Below are 17491 nucleotides of genomic sequence, written 5' to 3'. Positions count from 1 at the left end.
CCGCCGAACGGCGGCATCGTCGCAGTCCAACCGCCTCGGCGAGTGATTCGCACCACTGGCCCCCTTGGCGCGAGCCGGGGTGCCGGTGCTGTAGAATCATTCATTGTGAATGCTGGCGATGGACCCGTACGGACGTGCATCGCCTGTAGGCAGAAGGACGATCGGAACGCACTGACACGCTTCGTGTTCCGTCCCGATCAGCACCCGGCCGTCGTCCACGACGTGTCAGCGACACTTCCCGGACGTGGTGCCTGGGTGCATCCCGATGAGAAGTGCCTGACGAAGGCACGGACCACTGCCGCCTTCGCTCGAGCCTTTCGAACGAAGATCACCGCTTCGGACCTTCCGAGGCCGGACACCGAACCCAAAGAGAACGGGTAGACGAATGGATGACAAGTTGTGAGTGTCGCACGATGACACCCAGACGGAAATCGAGAGAGCAGTGAAATGAGTACTGCTCTTCATTGATGAGGTTCTTTCCTGACCGGGAAGGAACCCGGACAGGAGAACTGTGGCAAAGCCCCGTGTCCATGAGCTCGCGAAAGAGCTCGGCACAACAAGTAAGAACGTCCTCGAGAAGCTCCAGGACATGGGCGAATTCGTTCGCTCTGCTTCCTCGACGCTCGAAGCGCCCGTCGTGCGCCGAGTGAAGGAAGCCTTCGCCGATTCCGGATCAGCCGAGGGTCAGAAGTCCTCCGGCGCGAAGAAGTCCGCCAAGCCGGCCGCGAAGCCCGGAGCCCCGAAACCAGGCGCGAAGCCCGCACCCAAGCCCGCCGCGAAGCAGACCCCCAAGTCGACCCCGGCGAAGTCGACCCCCGCCGAGGCGGACGCCCCCGCTGCGAAGTCCGCACCGAAGCCTGCCGCTGAGCCGGCAGCCGAGGCGAGCCCGGCACCGGCCGAGTCCGCGGACTCATCTGCACCCGAGGCATTCGAGGCATCCGAGACGAAGTCCTCGCCGAAGCCCGGAGCACCCAAGCCCGGTGCCGCAGCGAAGCCGGGCGCACCGAAGCCGGGAGCTCCGAAGCCCGGCGGCGCTGCCAAGCCAGGCGCCCCGAAGCCCGGCGGCCGTTCGGCTCGTCCCGGCAACAACCCCTTCGCATCCTCGCAGGGAATGCCGAAGCCCGGCCGCGGCCCCAAGCCCGGCGGACGCTCCGGCGGCCAGGGTCAAGGCGGTCAGGGTGGACAGGGAGGCCAGGGCGGACGTCCCGGCAACAACCCGTTCGCACCCTCGCAGGGAATGCCGAAGCCGGGTCAGAAGCCCCGCTCGGGCGGCGAAGAGTCCTCGGGCGGTCCGCGTCCGGCACCGCGTCCCGGTGCGCCTCGCCCCAACCCGTCGATGCTCAAGAACTCGGCACTGAACAAGCCTGCTCCCGGTCGCGGCCGCGGCGGCGGACGCGGCAACGCTCCCGCCGGCGGTCCCGGTGGACCGGGCGGAGCACCGGGCGGCGGTCCTCGTCGCGGACCCGGCGGCGGCCCCGGTGGTCGCGGCTCGGGTCGCGGTCGCGGAAGCACCCAGGGTGCGTTCGGCCGCGGCGGCGGTCCCCGTCAGAAGGGACGGAAGTCGAAGCGGGCGAAGCGCGCAGAGCTCGAGCAGATGCAGGCTCCCTCGGTCGGTGGCGTCACCGTTCCGCGTGGAGACGGCAACACACCGCTGCGTCTGCGTCGCGGCTCGTCGCTGGCCGACTTCGCCGAGAAGATCAACACGGATCCGACGAACCTCGTCACCGTGCTCTTCCACCTCGGTGAGATGGCGACGATCACCCAGTCCCTCGACGAGGCGACCTTCGAGGTCCTCGGCGAGGAGCTCGGCTACAAGATCGAGATCGTCTCGCCCGAGGACGAGGACCGTGAGCTGCTCGAGACCTTCGACATCGATCTCGACGCCGAGGCCGCGGAGGAGGACGACGAGGATCTCGCCGCCCGTCCGCCGGTCGTCACGGTCATGGGTCACGTCGACCACGGTAAGACCAAGCTGCTCGACGCGATCCGTTCGGCCAACGTGGCCGGTCGAGAGGCCGGTGGCATCACCCAGCACATCGGTGCCTACCAGGTCGAGGTCGAGCACGAGGGCCAGGAGCGCAAGCTCACCTTCCTCGACACCCCGGGTCACGAGGCGTTCACCGCCATGCGTGCCCGTGGTGCGAAGTCGACCGACCTCGCGATCCTCGTGGTCGCCGCCGATGACGGTGTGATGCCGCAGACCATCGAAGCGCTCAACCACGCTCAGGCGGCCGAAGTGCCGATCGTCGTGGCCGTGAACAAGATCGATAAGGACGGGGCGAACCCGGCCAAGGTCATGCAGCAGCTGACCGAATACAACCTCGTGGCCGAGGAATACGGCGGCGAGACGATGTTCGTGCCGATCTCCGCGCTCAAGCGTGAGGGCATCGACCAGCTGCTCGAATCCGTGCTGCTGACCACCGATGCCGCACTGGACCTGCGGGCCAACCCCGACAAGTCTGCTCGCGGCATCGCGATCGAGGCCAAGCTCGACAAGGGCCGCGGCGCTGTTGCGACCGTCCTCGTCGAGTCCGGCACGCTGCGTCAGGGCGACGCGATCGTCTGCGGCACCGCCTATGGACGTGTGCGTGCGATGTTCGATGAGAACGGCAACCAGGTCGACGAGGCGGGTCCGTCCCGTCCCGTCCAGGTGCTCGGTCTGTCCTCGGTCCCGCGCGCCGGTGACTCGTTCATCTCCACCGATGACGATCGCACCGCACGTCAGATCGCTGAGAAGCGCGATGCCATCGAGCGCAACGCCGCTCAGGCCCGCGGTCGCAAGCGCATCAGCCTCGAGGACTTCACCAAGGCACTGGCCGAGGGCAAGGTCGACATGCTCAACCTCATCCTCAAGGGCGATGTCTCCGGTGCCGTCGAAGCGCTCGAGGATTCGCTGCTCAAGATCGATGTGGGCGACGACGTGGACCTGCGCATCATCCACCGCGGCGTCGGTGCGATCACGGAGAACGACATCAACCTGGCCACGGTCGACAACGCGATCGTCCTCGGATTCAACGTCCGTCCGGAAGCGAAGGCTCGCGACCTGGCCGACCGCGAAGGCGTCGACGTCCGCTACTACTCGGTCATCTACCAGGCGATCGACGACATCGAGAACTCGCTCAAGGGCATGCTCAAGCCCGAGTTCGAAGAGGTCCAGACGGGCACCGCGGAGATCCGCGAGGTCTTCCGGTCCTCGAAGTTCGGCAATATCGCCGGATCGATCGTCCGCGACGGTCTCATCAAGCGCAACTCGACCGCTCGCGTCACCCGCGACGGAGTCGTCATCGGCGACAACGTCAGCATCGAATCGCTGCGTCGGTTCAAGGATGACGCCACCGAGGTCCGTGAGGGCTACGAGTGCGGTATCGGACTCGGCAAGTTCAACGACCTGCGCGAAGGCGACATCATCGAGACCTTCGAGATGCAGGAGAAGCCGCGCGACTGATCGCGGCCGATACCTGACCGCGTAGGGCTCCTGAACGCAGAGAGTCGACATCGACGGCTCCGGCCGGTTCCATGACGGGACCGGCCGGAGCCGCTTCGATTCCACAGATATCATTGGGCCAGAGAAGTTGCTCCGGCCCCGACGCAAAGGACATCAACCATGGCAGACCCGACCCGGGCTCGCAAGATCGCCGACCAGATCAAGGTCATCGTCGCGAGCACCATCGAGCGCAGGCTCAAGGATCCGCGCCTCGGCTTCGTCACCGTCACCGATGTGCGGGTGACCGGCGATCTGCAGCACGCCACGATCTTCTACACCGTCTACGGTGACGACCAGGACCTCATCGGCACCGGCAAGGCGCTCGAATCCGCAAAGGGATTCATCCGCTCCGAGGTCGGCAAGGGCCTGACGATCCGTCTGACCCCGAGCCTCGAATTCATCGCCGACGCCGTCCCCGAGGCGGCCGCCCGTCTCGATGGACTGCTCGCTCAGGCCGCAGCCGACGATGCTCGCGTGGCCGGTCTGGCGAAGGACGCGCAGCATGCGGGGGAGTCCGACCCGTACAAGAAGAACGACGACACCGACGAGGACTGACCTGGGACGTCGTCGCTGCGGACGGCGACTCCCATCGTCGGGTCCACTCGGGACGAGCACTTGATCTTCGTCACGTGCGGAAAAAACTTCCTGTAACAGTTTTGTTATCTTTCCCTGGTGTCGTAGACTTTTTCCGGTAACGAAACGATTACGACTCTGTTAAGGGATTTCTGCATTGGGTAAGCACTCTTCACCGAAGCCGTCGTTCGCGAAGCAGCTCGTCCGGGATCTCACTCCCAACAAGCGCTCCTCGGGCCGGCACTCAGCGAACGTGCCGTCGACGGCGACGTCTGTGCTGGCGACCGTCAAGCAGCGTCCCGTCGTCGCTGCCATCGCCGTTCCGGCAGCCGCGACCGCAGCCGTGGTCGGTTCGACCGTCGTCATGGGACCGCCCGACACAGGCAATGTCACCACCGAGGCGGCGAACACCAGGTCCGAGGAATCGACCAGCCCCTCGCAGGTGAGCCAGGACGAACTCGACGCTCAGCGCGAGAAGGCCGGCGAAGAGTACCTCGACAAGGTCAAGGACGACCCGAAGTACAAGAACAAGTCCTCGAAGACGACTCTCGAGGTCAAGAAGCCCAAGCCGACCGCGGAGTCCTCCGCCGAATCGAGCAAGAGCGACGACTCCTCGTCCTCGGATGAGAAGTCGAAGAAGGATGAAGGCACCTCGAGTGACACGTCGGTGCCGCCGTGCAGCGTGTCCTCCTCGATCGAATCCGGCCTGCTGCCGAACGCCGTCAACGGCTACCGTGCCGTGTGCGCGAAGTTCCCCGAGGTCAAGACCTTCGGCGGACGCCGCCCGGGCACCGGTTCGGACCACAACACCGGTGAGGCCGTGGACATCATGATCACCGGATCCACCGGCGACCGCATCGCCGACTACCTCATCAAGAACCAGGGCAGCCTCAACGTCAAGTACGTCATCTGGAAGCAGCGCATCTGGATGCCCGGACAGGGTTGGAAGGGCATGGAGGACCGCGGATCCACGACGGCCAATCACTTCGACCACGTGCACGCCTCCTTCAACTGATTCCTGCCTTCGTGAGCGATTCTTCCCCGCAGGGCATCCTCGTCTGCGATAAGCCGCAGGGCCTGAGCTCCCACGGCGTGGTCTCCCGCATCCGCCGCTGGTACGGAACGAAGAAGGTCGGCCATGCCGGCACTCTCGACCCGATGGCCACTGGTGTGCTTGTGCTCGGTCTCGGCCGCGGCACCAAGCTGCTCACGTACATCACGGGAGTCTCGAAGACTTACCTGGCGACGATCCGGCTCGGCTCCTCGACGCCGACCGACGACGCCGACTCCGACCCCGACCGGTTCGCCGCACCCGCGGACCTCGCCGCCGTCGACACCTCGATCGTTGAGGCGGCTGTCGCGAAGCTGCGCGGACCCATCGACCAGGTGCCCAGTGCCGTGTCGGCGATCAAGGTCGACGGCAAACGCTCCTACGCCCGCGTCCGCGCCGGCGAGGACGTTCAACTCAAGGCCCGCCGCGTTGAGATCTCCTCCTTCGAAGTCATCGACATCCGTTTCGCCGCCGCCGACGGTCACGTCGACGTCGACGTCGAGGTCGACTGCTCCTCGGGCACCTACGTGCGCGCCCTGGCCCGCGACATCGGCACCGACCTCGGTGTCTACGGGCACCTCACCGCGCTGCGCCGGACTCGAGTCGGTGACTTCGAGCTCGACCAGGCGGTGACTCTGCCTGCCGACCTCGACACTGCGGCCCCCGCACTCACGTCCCTCGCCGAGGCGGCCCGGACCTTCCTGCCCGTCGTCACGGTCGACACCGATCAGGCCACCGCCCTCATGCAGGGCAAGGTGGTGACGGCGGCCGACTGGACTGCCGACGCGCCGGAATCATCGTCGGGTGCACACGGGGAAGTTGCGCACGGGGAAGTGGCAGTCATCTGCGATGACGTGCTCGTCTCCGTCGCCGAGGTGCGCCGCGACGGCGGTCTCAAGTCGCTGACCGCCTTCGCCATCGACCTCGCCTGACTCGGCGCAGCTGCGCCGATCTCGCATGGGCTGTCGCACCCGCTCACTCTAAACAATTTGAAAGCTTGTATTTTGATAATACAATCAAAAGGCTTGTTTCGACCCGCGGGATCTGCTGTACTGAAGTCATGTTCGTCCTCACCATCGACCAGCAGGACTCGCGCACGAGCGATGATGCCGTGCCCTCCGTCCTCGCGGTACTCGAGCCCATCGACACCGTCATCCCGTTCGCCCGCACGATCGGCGACGAGGTCCAGGGCGTCCTCGACGATCCGGCCGCCGTCGCCGAGGCAGTGCGCCGCATCGCCGTCGCCTCCGGCTGGCACATCGGCCTCGGTGTCGGTGATGTCGAGCAGCCGCTGCCGACGGCGACCACCGAAGCCAGAGGCCAGGCCTTCTACGCCGCCAGACAGGCCGTGGAATCCGCGAAGTCCGCGCCCGCCCACCTCGTCGTCCGCAACGACAGCGAATCCGCCGAGTGCGAGTCCACCGAACGCACCCTCGCCGAGGCTGCCCTGCGCCTGCTCGTGACGACGCTGGGCGAGCTGCGTGCCCACTCGCGCGGCTACGTCGACCACCGACTCGACCACCCCGATGCGACTCAGGCCGAGATCGCCGCACTCTTCGGGGTCTCACAGCAGGCCGTATCGAGAGTGCTCGCCCCCGGCACCGCCGAGATCGTCGCCGGCGCTCAGAATCTCGCCGCACATCACCTCAGGCAGCTGGACCGATCCACGCGGGCGGATCAGCCGGGCCAGGCGGAAGGAGGCGCCCATGTGGACTGACGTGCTCGTCGCCATCGCGGCCGCAGTGGTCGCGGCCCTCATCGGCTGGCCGCTCGTGCCGGCGTTCCTGCGCCTGACCCATTCCGGTCCGGGCCGCAAGCCCGAACGGACAGGGGCTGAAGACGTCGAGGTCCTGCGCGGCGGCATGTGGATCGGCATCGTCGAACGCGCCCTCATCGCCGGCGCCATCGTCCTCGGTCGCCCCGAACTCATGGCCGTAGTCATCGCGGTCAAGGGACTCGGTCGCTTCGCCGAGATCAAGTCCTCGGCCGCGGCGGGGGAGCGATTCATCATCGGCACCTTCGTCTCCATCGTCCTGTCTTCCCTCATCGGCGTCATCGGCTGGGCAGTCATCGCCTGACCGGAGGGCCGCCGGTTCGATCGCGACCGCACGGCTGCCCGCCCCACCTCGAGCCCACGGCGACCAGACCTTCTGACCTCACGGGCCCACCCTGGACCCGACCCGACGGTCACCCGAGGCCCGAGATCGGGCGGGGCCACCTCGGCGAGGTGCGGGTTAGGAGCGAAACCATGTCTGCGATAATCTGAGTCGGTGCACGGAAGGAGCGATCGTCTGGTGAAGCTGTATCACGGACTCGATGAGGTCGACGTCGACGATGTCGGCACTGTCGTCACCCTCGGCAACTTCGACGGCGTCCACCGCGGGCACCAGACGGTACTCGCCGCCGTCGCCGCCCGCGCCCGGGAAGAAGGACTGGCATCGATCGCGATGACCTTCGACCCCCACCCGCGCACCGTCCACCGGCCCAACGAACCGACGGTGATGATCACGAGCAGCGGACAGCGCGCCGACCTCATCGCCGCCACCGGCATCGACGCCCTCCTCGTCCAGCCCTACGACCTCGACTTCGCCGCCCAGACGCCCGAGGAATTCGTCCGCACCTACTTCGTCGAGGCACTCAAGGCACGCATCGTCGTCGTCGGCGACGATGTCCGCTTCGGCCGTGACAACGAAGGCACCATCGACACGCTGCGCCGCCTCGGCGAGGATTACGGCTTCCGCACGGAGACGATCGACGAGGTCGGACGCGGGGGACGGTATTCGTCCTCCCGGATCCGCGAGCAGCTCACCTCGGGCGACGTCGCCGAGGCGGCCGATCAGCTCGGCCGCTACCACGCCGTCCACGGCACCGTCGTCCACGGTGATGCCCGCGGCCGCGACCTCGGATTCCCGACGGCGAACCTCTCGGACGATCACGCGGGACTCGTGCCTGCCGACGGCGTCTACGCCGGCTGGGCCACGTTCTCCGGCGAGGGTCAGCCGTACCCGGCCGCGATCTCCGTGGGCACGAACCCGACCTTCCAGGGCAGCTCCCGCCGGGTCGAGGCGTACGTGCTCGACAAGGAATTCGGCGAATTCGATGTCTACGAGCGTGAGATGACTCTCGAATTCGTCGCCCGCATCCGCGGTCAGGTCGCCTTCACCGGGATGGACGACCTCATCGTGCAGATGCACGAGGACATCGCCGATGTGCGCGAGGTCCTGCACACCTGATAAGCTGATCTCTGCCGTTTTCACCGGCCGCGGTCCCATAGTGCGACGATTTCAGGTCGTCGCGCCGCGCAACGATACGAAGGAGAACCCATGGCTCTCGACACTGCTGTGAAGCAAGAGATCATCAAGGAATACGGAACTCACGAGGGCGACACCGGTTCTCCTGAGGTTCAGGTTGCACTGCTGACCCGCCGGATCTCGGATCTCACCGAACACTTCAAGGATCACAAGCACGACCACCACTCGCGTCGCGGCCTGCTGCTCCTCGTCGGACAGCGTCGCCGGATGCTCAAGTACCTCGCGAAGGTCGACATCGAGCGTTACCGTTCGCTCATCAAGCGCCTCGGTCTGCGCCGCTGATTCGGCCGGCGGCCGGCATGGTCGCACGCTGAGACGACAGCCACGGAAGCGTCCCACCTTCGGGTGGGGCGCTTCTGTGCTTCTGCGGTTTCGTGCTTCTGCGGTAGACTCGTCAGCGGACAACCCTGACATGGACGTTTCGGTCTTCGGTAGTGGCCTCCGGAGGAATGCGCACCCCGACTTCTGGGGTGCCGGTTCCGTGGGCCCCGATCGATGACCGGCGTGGATCCATGGGGTGTCCGAAGCAAATATCCCGCCGACTCCACACGGAATCGCGCACTGCATCGAGCAGGCCGATGTCTCATGCCTCGAGGACTTCCCTCGAGCGCTGAGGTCCGCCGTGTGCCGGCACAACAGAGGAGACTACGTGGGACTCAACCCTGAATCCGCCGTTGCCCATATCGACAATGGCAGCTTCGGTTCGCACACCATCCGCTTCGAGACCGGACGCCTCGCTCAGCAGGCCGCCGGTTCCGCCGTCGCCTACCTCGACGACGACACCATGCTGCTCTCGGCCACCTCGGCCGGCAAGAACCCCCGTGAGGGCTTCGACTTCTTCCCCCTGACCGTCGACGTCGAAGAGCGCATGTACGCCGCGGGACGCATCCCCGGCTCGTTCTTCCGCCGGGAGGGACGCCCCTCGACCGACGCGATCCTCACCTGCCGCCTCATCGACCGCCCGCTGCGCCCGTCCTTCGTCAAGGGCCTGCGCAACGAGGTCCAGGTCGTCGTCACCGTGATGTCGGTCAACCCCGACCACCTCTACGACGCTCTGGCGATCAACGCGGCCTCGATGTCGACCCAGCTGTCGGGTCTGCCGTTCTCCGGCCCCATCGGCGGCGTGCGCATCGCGCTCATCGACGGCCAGTGGGTCGCGTTCCCGAACCACTCGCAGCTGAATGACGCCGTGTTCAACATGGTCGTCGCCGGTCGTGTGGTCGGTGACGACGTCGCCATCATGATGGTCGAGGCCGAGGCCACCGACAACGCGATCGACAAGATCAAGACCGGCGCGCAGGCCCCCACCGAGGAGGTCGTGGCCGAAGGCCTCGAAGCCGCCAAGCCCTTCATCGCCGAACTGTGCCGCGCGCAGTCCGAGCTCGCCGATCGTGCTGCGAAGCCGACCGTCGAATTCCCCGTCTTCCGCGACTTCGAGGACGACGTGTACGAGGCTGTGAAGGAACTCGGCGAGGCCAAGCAGACCGAGAACTTCCAGATCGCGGACAAGCAGGAGCGCGACGCCGCCGGCAGCGAACTCCTCGACGAACTCCTCGAGAAGCTCGGGGAGCGCTTCGCGGGCCGTGAGAAGGAGATCGCGAACGCACTCAACGCCCTGACCAAGCAGGTCGTGCGCAAGCGCATCCTCACCGAGCAGATCCGCATCGACGGCCGTGGGCTCAAGGACATCCGTCCGCTCACCGCCGAGACCAACGTCGTCCCGCGCGTGCACGGTTCGGCTCTGTTCGAGCGCGGAGAGACCCAGATCCTGGGCATCACCACGCTCAACATGCTCAAGCTCGAGCAGACCATCGACTCCCTGTCGCCGGTGACGAGCAAGCGCTACATCCACCACTACAACTTCCCGCCCTACTCGACCGGTGAGACCGGCCGTGTGGGCAGCCCGAAGCGCCGCGAGATCGGCCACGGAGCACTCGCCGAGCGCGCCCTGGTCCCGGTCCTGCCCAAGCGCGAGGACTTCCCGTACGCGATCCGTGAGGTCTCCGAGGCCCTCGGCTCGAACGGTTCGACCTCGATGGGCTCGGTCTGCGCCTCGACGCTGGCCATGCTCTCGGCCGGTGTGCCGCTGCAGGCACCCGTGGCCGGCATCGCCATGGGACTCGTCTCCGACGTCATCTCCACCGATCAGGGCGAGCAGACCGCGTACGCGGCTCTGACCGACATCCTCGGTGCCGAAGACGCCTTCGGCGACATGGACTTCAAGGTCGCCGGAACCCGGGACTTCGTCACCGCGATCCAGCTCGACACGAAGCTCGACGGCCTGCCCGCCTCGGTGCTCGGTGCCGCGCTCAAGCAGGCCCGCGAGGCCCGCATGGTCATCCTCGACGTCATCGCCGATGCGATCGACGCTCCCGCCGAGATGGCACCGACGGCTCCGCGGATCATCTCCGTGAACATCCCCGTCGACAAGATCGGTGAGGTCATCGGCCCCAAGGGCAAGATGATCAACCAGATCCAGGAGGACACGGGCGCGGACATCAGCATCGAAGACGACGGCACCGTCCTCATCGGCGCCACCGACGGACCGGCCGCCGAGGCCGCTCGTTCGATGATCAACGCGATTGCGAACCCGCAGGTCCCCGAGGTCGGCGAACGCTACCTCGGTACCGTGGTCAAGACGATGAGCTTCGGCGCTTTCGTCTCCCTGACCCCGGGCAAGGACGGTCTGCTGCACATCTCCGAGCTGCGCAAGCTCAACGACGGCAAGCGCGTCGAGGACGTCGAGGACGTCGTCGGCGTGGGCCAGAAGGTCCAGGTCGAGATTACGAAGATCGACGATCGCGGCAAGCTCTCGCTCGCCCCGGTCACCGAGGACTCCGATGAGTCCGAGTCGAACGACGAGGGATCAGACAACTGATACTGGATAGTTCACACACCGGGGAGGGCAGCCGAATCGATCGGTCTGTCCTCCCCGGTGGTTTGACGCTGACCACCGAACATATGCCGGGCCTGGCCTCGGAGACGATCGGCATCTGGGTCGCTGCGGGTTCCCGCGACGAATCCGCCGAGACCGCAGGCTCCACCCACTTCCTCGAACACATGCTGTTCAAGGGAACGGGGTCGCGGGACGCGAAGTCGATCGCTGCGGCCTTCGACCGCACCGGCGGGGACTCGAACGCGATTACCGCCAAGGAGCTCACCTGCTATTACTCGCGGTGCCTCGTCACCGACCTGCCGAACATCACCGGGCTGCTCATCGACATGGTCTCGAACTCGCAGCTCGATGCTGACGAGTTCGAACGCGAGCGCGGTGTCATCATCGAAGAGCTTGCGATGTCGGCCGATGATCCCGGCGATGTGCTCTTCGACGATTTCGATGCTCTCGTCTTCGGTCAGCATTCGCTGGCCCGTCCCGTGGGGGCGACGAAGGATCAGATCCGCGTGCTCGGCCACCACACGGTCATCGACCATTACGCCTCGACGTATATCCCGCCGAGGCTGGTCATCGCGGCCGCCGGTGGGGCAACGCATGAAGAGGTGCTCGCGATGGTCGAGGACGCCCTCGCCGAGGCGGGGCTCGGGTCCCGCGCCGACGTCTGGTCGGGTGCGGGGAACGATCACGACGCGGGCAGCATCGACACGCGCGCGACCGACGGCGGGGCCGCCTCGGCGGCGGTCGGTTCGGATTCGGTAGCCAAGGGATCGCACCTGGGCGGCGCCGCACGCGTGCGTCCGGAATTCCACTCGGGGACCTCGCACACCGTCAAGGACATCGAACAGCTGGGGATCATGCTCGGCTGTGAGGGCCTGGAGGAAGGCCACGAGGATCGGTTCATCTACTCTGTCATGCTCACGATGCTCGGCGGCGGAATGTCCTCGCGGCTGTTCCAGAGCGTGCGCGAGGAGCGTGGGCTGGCCTATGCCGTCAACTGTGTGGCCAGCCAGTTCACAGACACGGGAACGTTCGGCATCTACGCCGGATGCACGGCAGAGAACGCTCAGGCCGTCGTCGATCTGGCGCTGGCCGAATGGGATCGGCTGGCGCAGGAGGCCCCGAGCCGGTTCGAACTCGACGAGATCGTCTCTCAGCTGTCGGGGTCGATGGTCCTCGGGCTCGAGTCCTCGGCTGCGCGGATGAACCGGTTGGCCAGGTCGGAGATCTTCGGTCTGCCGCTCGAGGCCCCGCTGGATCTCATCGAACGCGTCCGCTCAGTCACCTCGGAGCAGGTCAGCGAGATGGCCGGTCGTCTGCTGGCGCGGCCCAAGGCATTGGCCATGGTCGGCCCCGCCGCCGAGGTGAAGCTGGCCTGAGCGTTCGTCGGCGTACCAGGGCTGTGACTTCAGCCGTGGGAAGCCAGGCGACAGGAGGGGGAAGGGAGGCGGAGAGATGGCGCGGAAGAACCCGGCCGTGCGTCGGGAGGAGGTCCTCGCGGCGACGGTCGAGGAGATCGAGGCGACAGGGCTGCGCACCCTGCGCGTGTCCGATGTCGCCGCTCGTCTGGGTCTGAGCGCCAGCCTCATCATCTACCACTTCGAAACGAAGGAAGCCCTCGTAGCCGCGGCCTTCGACTATGCGGGGCGGCAGGATATCGATCGCGCGCGGGAGCTGGCGGCAGGAACCGATTCTGGGCGCGAAGTGTCGGCCGGTACCGTTTCGGCGCGGGAGCGGCTGCGAGCAGTGGTCGGCTGGTACCTGCCCAGCGGTTCTTCGCGCAGCTGGAAGATCTGGATCGACGGCTGGTCGGCCGGTCTCTTCGACGAGGAACTGAAGTCGACGTTCGCGGCGATGGACAGGGAATGGAAGTCGATCCTCGCACGTCTCATGGAGGAAGCCATCGCAGCGGGGGAGTGTGCCGCTCCTACCAGCGGCGTCGACGCTCCTACCCGGGGTGCCGAGACTCCTACCGGCGGCACCGACGCGAGGGCAACCCGTATCCTCGCCTTCCTCGACGGACTTGCCATTCAGATGATGGTCAACCCGGAGGCCGTCGAGGCCGAGCAGCTGAGGGTGTGGGCTGACGACTTCCTCACCCATGAGCTCGGGTGACTCGTCTGCGCGGCTCTGGATGGCGATTGTTCGGTCGATCCGCCGCGTTTTCGTCGCCGAAAACGCGGTGGAATGACCAAAATCGCACGCAGATCACGGCACCGCTCTCAGCAGCGGGCTGAGAAGCCACCGTCGGCGGAGAGGAGAACGCACTGCCGCACGCGATCTTGACGAGGCCAGCGTCATCCGGCAAGACTGTAGTCGGAGAATTTACTGAACCACGATTCAGTAAGATTGACGGATCCGCCAACACCGGCTGATCGATCAGCGGAGTTGCGTTCGACCGAGCTCCTGGAGGCCCTATGTTCATGGAGATCACCTGGCAGGACCCTGCCACCGGCGCGGCAGGCTTTGTCGTCATCGACACCCTCGTGCGCGGCACTGCCTCGGGCGGCTTGCGCATGCGCAAGGGCTGCACCCTCGACGAGGTGCGCGGGCTCGCCCAGGGGATGACGCGCAAGGAAGCCATCCACCTCCGCGAAGGACGGGCCTACGTGCCCGTCGGTGGTGCCAAAGGCGGCATCGACTTCGATCCCCGCGCGCCTGGCGCCAAAAATGTCCTCGAACGATTCCTCGTCGCGGTCAACCCGATCATGCACTCCTATTGGGCACTCGGCGAAGACCTCGGAGTCCGGCAGGACGACATCGACGAGATCCTCGACCGTCGTGGCCTCGGTTCAGGACTCACTGCCGTCGACAAACTCCTCGATGACCCCGCAGCCGCCTCGGCGCGCGTGGAGCGCTCCTTCACTACCGTCGTCGACGGCATCGCACAGGACGAACTCGTCGGCGGACTCGGCGTGGCCACCTCGGTGATCGCCGCACTCGAAGCGGCCGGCCGGGAACCGGGCGAATCCACCGCCGTCATCCAAGGCTTCGGGTCGATGGGCGGCGCCACTGCCCGCTACCTCGCCGAGGCGGGACTGCGGATCGTCGGCATCGCCGACGCCGATGGGTTCGTGTCGAACCCCGACGGACTCGACGTTGAGACCTTGCTGGCCAGCCGTGATTCCTTCGGCGGCATCGACCGTGCGGCACTGCGGGCAGAAGATTGCGATGGGAATCGTGACGACTGGCTGGCCGTCGACGCGGACGTCCTCGTCCCGGCCGCCGTCAGCTACGCGATCACGCCGGAGAACTGCGATGCGATCCGAGCCTCGCTCATCGTCGAGGCCGCGAACATGCCCGTCCTCCCCGCCGCCGAAGAAGCGCTGTTGGCCCGAGGCGTCACTGTCATTCCGGACTTCCTCGCGAACTCGGCGACGAACGCCTGGTGGTGGTGGGTGACATTCGGTGACGTCGACGGCAGCTGGGACGACAGCCGCACCATCGTCACCGAGACACTGCGCGAACTCACCACCGAGGTGCTCGCCACCGCCCGTGACCAGGGCATCAGCCCTCGCGTGGCCGCCCAGGCGAAGGTCGATGCGAACCTCGCCGCACTCAATGGCGGCGACAGATGAGCAGCACCGACCTCTCAGACGAAGGGACAGTCATGACCACGCAGGACCTCACCGGCGGCGCCCACCTGGCCAGAGCCCTCACGGCCGAAGGCATCACGCGCGTCTTCGGGATCCCCGGCACCCACAACCTCGAGATCTTCGCCCAGTTGAGTGCGCACGGCATCGAGGTCATCTCGCCCCGCCACGAGCAGGGAGCCGGCTATATGGCCGACGGTGCGGCCCGGGCCACCGGTGAGGTCAACGTCGTCGTCACCACCACTGGTCCGGCCGTGCTCAACGCGCTCACCGCACTGCTCCAGTCCTTCACCGACTCGGTGCCGGTCCTCCTCGTCTGTCCCGGCATGCCGCTGACCCACCCCGGGCGCGGCAACGGACTCCTCCACGAAGTGCGCAACCAATCCGGTGCACTGTCCGCCGTGCTCACCGAGGTCACACGGGTCACCAGCCCCGGCGAGGTGTCGTTGGCCGTCGGGCAGAGCCTGTCGGCCATGCGTTCAGGCCGCACCCGACCGGCTGCCATCGAGATCCCGCTCGACCTCATCGAAGCCGCGGGACCAGGCCGGCTGCACCCGTCCATCACACGCCCGCATCCGACCGCTGATCCGCAGGCCCTCGAGACCGCCGCCGAGGCGGTCGCCACCTCCCGACGTCCGCTCATCATCGCCGGCGCCGGAGCCCGATCCGCCGGTCCCGCGATCCTCGACCTGGCCGCGACCTTGGGTGCCGGGATCATCCTGTCTTCGAATGCGAAGGGCATCATCGACGACCGGGAACCGGCCTGCCTCGGGGCCGTCGGGGTCCTCGACTGCCTGCCCGAACTGCTCGCCGATGCCGATGCCGTCATCGCCATCGGCACCGAACTGGCTCCGAGCGACTTCTGGCCCGAACCGCTGCCCCTGCCCGAGACCGTTGTGCGCATCGACATCGACGAGGTGCAGATGCTCACGAACGCGAAGGTGAGCCACCCGATCCTCGCCGACGCGGAATCCGCGACGGCCGGGCTCGACGGTGTGCTGAGGTCTCGCCGCGCTGATGAGACCACTCGGGCGGCAGCGGCATGGGCCGGGCAGCGGAAGGCGGCGGCAGCCTCGGCGGCCGAGGAATCGGGCCGATCCTGGGCGGACCTGTGCGGAGCGCTCAACTCCTTCACCGCCCAGGCGGAATCGCCCGTGATCGTCGCGGCGGATTCGACGATGGCCTGCTACTACGGAGTGCAGACAGGCTGGGCTGCTCGGGCGGGGGATCGGTTCCTCTACCCGGCGGGAGCGGGAACACTCGGCTACGGTCTGCCGGCAGGGATCGGCGCGAAGCTCTCGGCCGCCTCGGCGCGGGTCATCGCCATCGAAGGCGACGGCGGATCGATGTTCACGATCGCCGAACTCGCCGCAGCGGTGCAGGCGAAGGTGCAGGTCACAGTCATCATCGTCGACAACGGCGGCTACGGGGAGATCCGCAACGAGATGGCCGACCGCGGTGACGCACCCTCCGGCGTCGTCCTCGACGGGCCGGACTTCCCGGCGCTGGCACAGGCGATGGGCGCACGCGGAGTCCACGTCGAGGGAGAGGCGGACCTGCTGGCAGCCCTGCTCGACGCTGACGAATATGCAGGCCCGACGCTCATCCACATCACCGAGCGATCGCGGGCGGGGGAGGCGATGCTCCCCGCCTGACCACCTCGGCGGCGATCTCGACATGCGGGACACTGTGTCGGCAGAAGTCATGCGAGGGTGCGGTTCGGACAGGTTTTCCGGTCATTTCATGGGAATTGGAATAGAGGCCGCGGACCCCTTGTTGTCCGAGATGTGACCCTGGGATAGGGTCGAAATGAAGCCACCGTTCGGTGGACATCACATCTCATCAGGAGGAATCTCATGGCTGAGCAGTACACACTTCCGGAACTGCCCTACGACTACTCCGCTCTTGAGCCGCACATCTCGGCTCGCATCATGGAGCTGCACCACGACAAGCACCACGCCACCTACGTCAAGGGCGCCAACACCGCCGTTGAGCAGCTGGCCGAAGCCCGCGAATCCGGCAACCTCGCCAACGTGCCGAAGCTGACCCGCGACCTCGCGTTCAACCTGGGCGGTCACGTCAACCACTCGATCTTCTGGAACAACATGTCCCCGGACGGTGGAGACAAGCCGGTCGGTGAACTCGCTGCAGCCATCGATGACCAGTTCGGTTCGTTCGACAAGTTCCGCGAGCACTTCACCACTGCGGCCACCACGATCCAGGGCTCCGGCTGGGCCGTTCTCGTCTACGACCAGCTCGGCGGAAACCTCTTCATCGAGCAGCTCAAGGACCAGCAGTCCGACATCCAGCTCGGCGGCACCCCGGTTCTGCAGCTCGACATGTGGGAGCACGCCTTCTACCTCGACTACCAGAACGTCAAGCCCGACTACGTCAAGGCTTGGTGGAACATCGTCAACTGGGCCGACGCCGGTGCACGCTTCGACCGTGCAGTCGCTCAGACGAAGGGTCTCCTCCTCGGCTGACCCCTCCCAATTGCTACCTGACGGCGGCCCAGCAACCTCGCGCAAGGTTGCTGGGCCGCCGTCAGGTGTTTTGGGGGTACGTTTGTGGGGTGGACGAGCGCGG

Annotated in this window: 15 protein-coding genes; all 15 read left to right on the top strand. The window is 66.5% G+C overall.

The features are described 5' to 3' along the window. The first annotated feature begins 42 nt into the window (after nucleotides 1-42). The 15 genes from J9314_RS12130 to J9314_RS12060 all read left to right on the top strand — a co-directional run bounded on the left by J9314_RS12130 (nucleotide 43) and on the right by J9314_RS12060 (nucleotide 17388). Entirely contained in the window at nucleotides 43-381 is a 339-nt protein-coding gene (locus tag J9314_RS12130; protein ID WP_309136029.1) for a YlxR family protein, read from the top strand. 130 nt (nucleotides 382-511) lie between these two features. Continuing rightward, nucleotides 512-3445 carry a translation initiation factor IF-2 gene (gene infB, locus J9314_RS12125; protein ID WP_210602643.1) on the top strand — a complete coding sequence of 978 codons (2934 nt, stop codon included), beginning with the start codon at nucleotides 512-514 and terminating at the stop codon, nucleotides 3443-3445. A gap of 159 nt (nucleotides 3446-3604) precedes the next feature. Next, on the top strand, nucleotides 3605-4039 hold the full coding sequence (gene rbfA / locus J9314_RS12120; RefSeq protein WP_181275812.1) for a 30S ribosome-binding factor RbfA: 435 nt from the start codon (nucleotides 3605-3607) through the stop codon (nucleotides 4037-4039). A gap of 175 nt (nucleotides 4040-4214) precedes the next feature. Then, nucleotides 4215-5072, top strand: coding sequence for a VldE C-terminal domain-containing protein (locus tag J9314_RS12115; protein ID WP_210602642.1), 858 nt, complete (start codon nucleotides 4215-4217; stop codon nucleotides 5070-5072). An 11-nt stretch (nucleotides 5073-5083) separates the two neighbouring features. Then, on the top strand, nucleotides 5084-6040 hold the full coding sequence (gene truB, locus J9314_RS12110; protein ID WP_210602641.1) for a tRNA pseudouridine(55) synthase TruB: 957 nt from the start codon (nucleotides 5084-5086) through the stop codon (nucleotides 6038-6040). 128 nt (nucleotides 6041-6168) lie between these two features. Then, the gene (locus J9314_RS12105; protein WP_210602640.1) at nucleotides 6169-6825 is read left to right on the top strand and encodes a MarR family transcriptional regulator; all 657 of its coding nucleotides are present in this window, start codon (nucleotides 6169-6171) and stop codon (nucleotides 6823-6825) included. Next, nucleotides 6815-7186, top strand: a complete 372-nt coding sequence (locus J9314_RS12100) for a hypothetical protein (protein ID WP_210602639.1) — start codon at nucleotides 6815-6817, stop codon at nucleotides 7184-7186. Before J9314_RS12105 ends, J9314_RS12100 begins: the two co-directional genes overlap by 11 nt. Nucleotides 7187-7402: 216 nt before the next feature. Next, nucleotides 7403-8341 (top strand): bifunctional riboflavin kinase/FAD synthetase, encoded by a 939-nt coding sequence (locus tag J9314_RS12095; RefSeq protein WP_210602638.1) that lies wholly within the window; start codon nucleotides 7403-7405, stop codon nucleotides 8339-8341. Between the two features lie 90 nt (nucleotides 8342-8431). Continuing rightward, nucleotides 8432-8701, top strand: coding sequence for a 30S ribosomal protein S15 (gene rpsO / locus J9314_RS12090; protein WP_181275806.1), 270 nt, complete (start codon nucleotides 8432-8434; stop codon nucleotides 8699-8701). Nucleotides 8702-9068: 367 nt separating this feature from the next. Beyond that, nucleotides 9069-11297, top strand: a complete 2229-nt coding sequence (locus tag J9314_RS12085; protein ID WP_210602637.1) for a polyribonucleotide nucleotidyltransferase — start codon at nucleotides 9069-9071, stop codon at nucleotides 11295-11297. A 62-nt stretch (nucleotides 11298-11359) separates the two neighbouring features. After that, the gene (locus J9314_RS12080; protein ID WP_246490363.1) at nucleotides 11360-12691 is read left to right on the top strand and encodes a M16 family metallopeptidase; all 1332 of its coding nucleotides are present in this window, start codon (nucleotides 11360-11362) and stop codon (nucleotides 12689-12691) included. A gap of 76 nt (nucleotides 12692-12767) precedes the next feature. Next, nucleotides 12768-13427, top strand: coding sequence for a TetR/AcrR family transcriptional regulator (locus J9314_RS12075; protein WP_246490362.1), 660 nt, complete (start codon nucleotides 12768-12770; stop codon nucleotides 13425-13427). 302 nt (nucleotides 13428-13729) lie between these two features. Then, nucleotides 13730-14890 carry a glutamate dehydrogenase gene (locus J9314_RS12070; protein WP_210602636.1) on the top strand — a complete coding sequence of 387 codons (1161 nt, stop codon included), beginning with the start codon at nucleotides 13730-13732 and terminating at the stop codon, nucleotides 14888-14890. A gap of 32 nt (nucleotides 14891-14922) precedes the next feature. Further along, entirely contained in the window at nucleotides 14923-16560 is a 1638-nt protein-coding gene (locus J9314_RS12065) for a thiamine pyrophosphate-binding protein (RefSeq protein WP_210602635.1), read from the top strand. 201 nt (nucleotides 16561-16761) lie between these two features. Next, nucleotides 16762-17388: a superoxide dismutase gene (locus J9314_RS12060; protein ID WP_135539373.1), complete on the top strand. Its 627-nt coding sequence runs from the start codon at nucleotides 16762-16764 to the stop codon at nucleotides 17386-17388. Nucleotides 17389-17491: the final 103 nt, after the last annotated feature.

The organism is Brevibacterium oceani, from assembly GCF_017948325.1.
In the GTDB taxonomy this organism is placed as follows: Bacteria; Actinomycetota; Actinomycetes; order Actinomycetales; family Brevibacteriaceae; genus Brevibacterium; species Brevibacterium oceani.
This window is presented reverse-complemented; position numbering and strand designations above follow the sequence as displayed.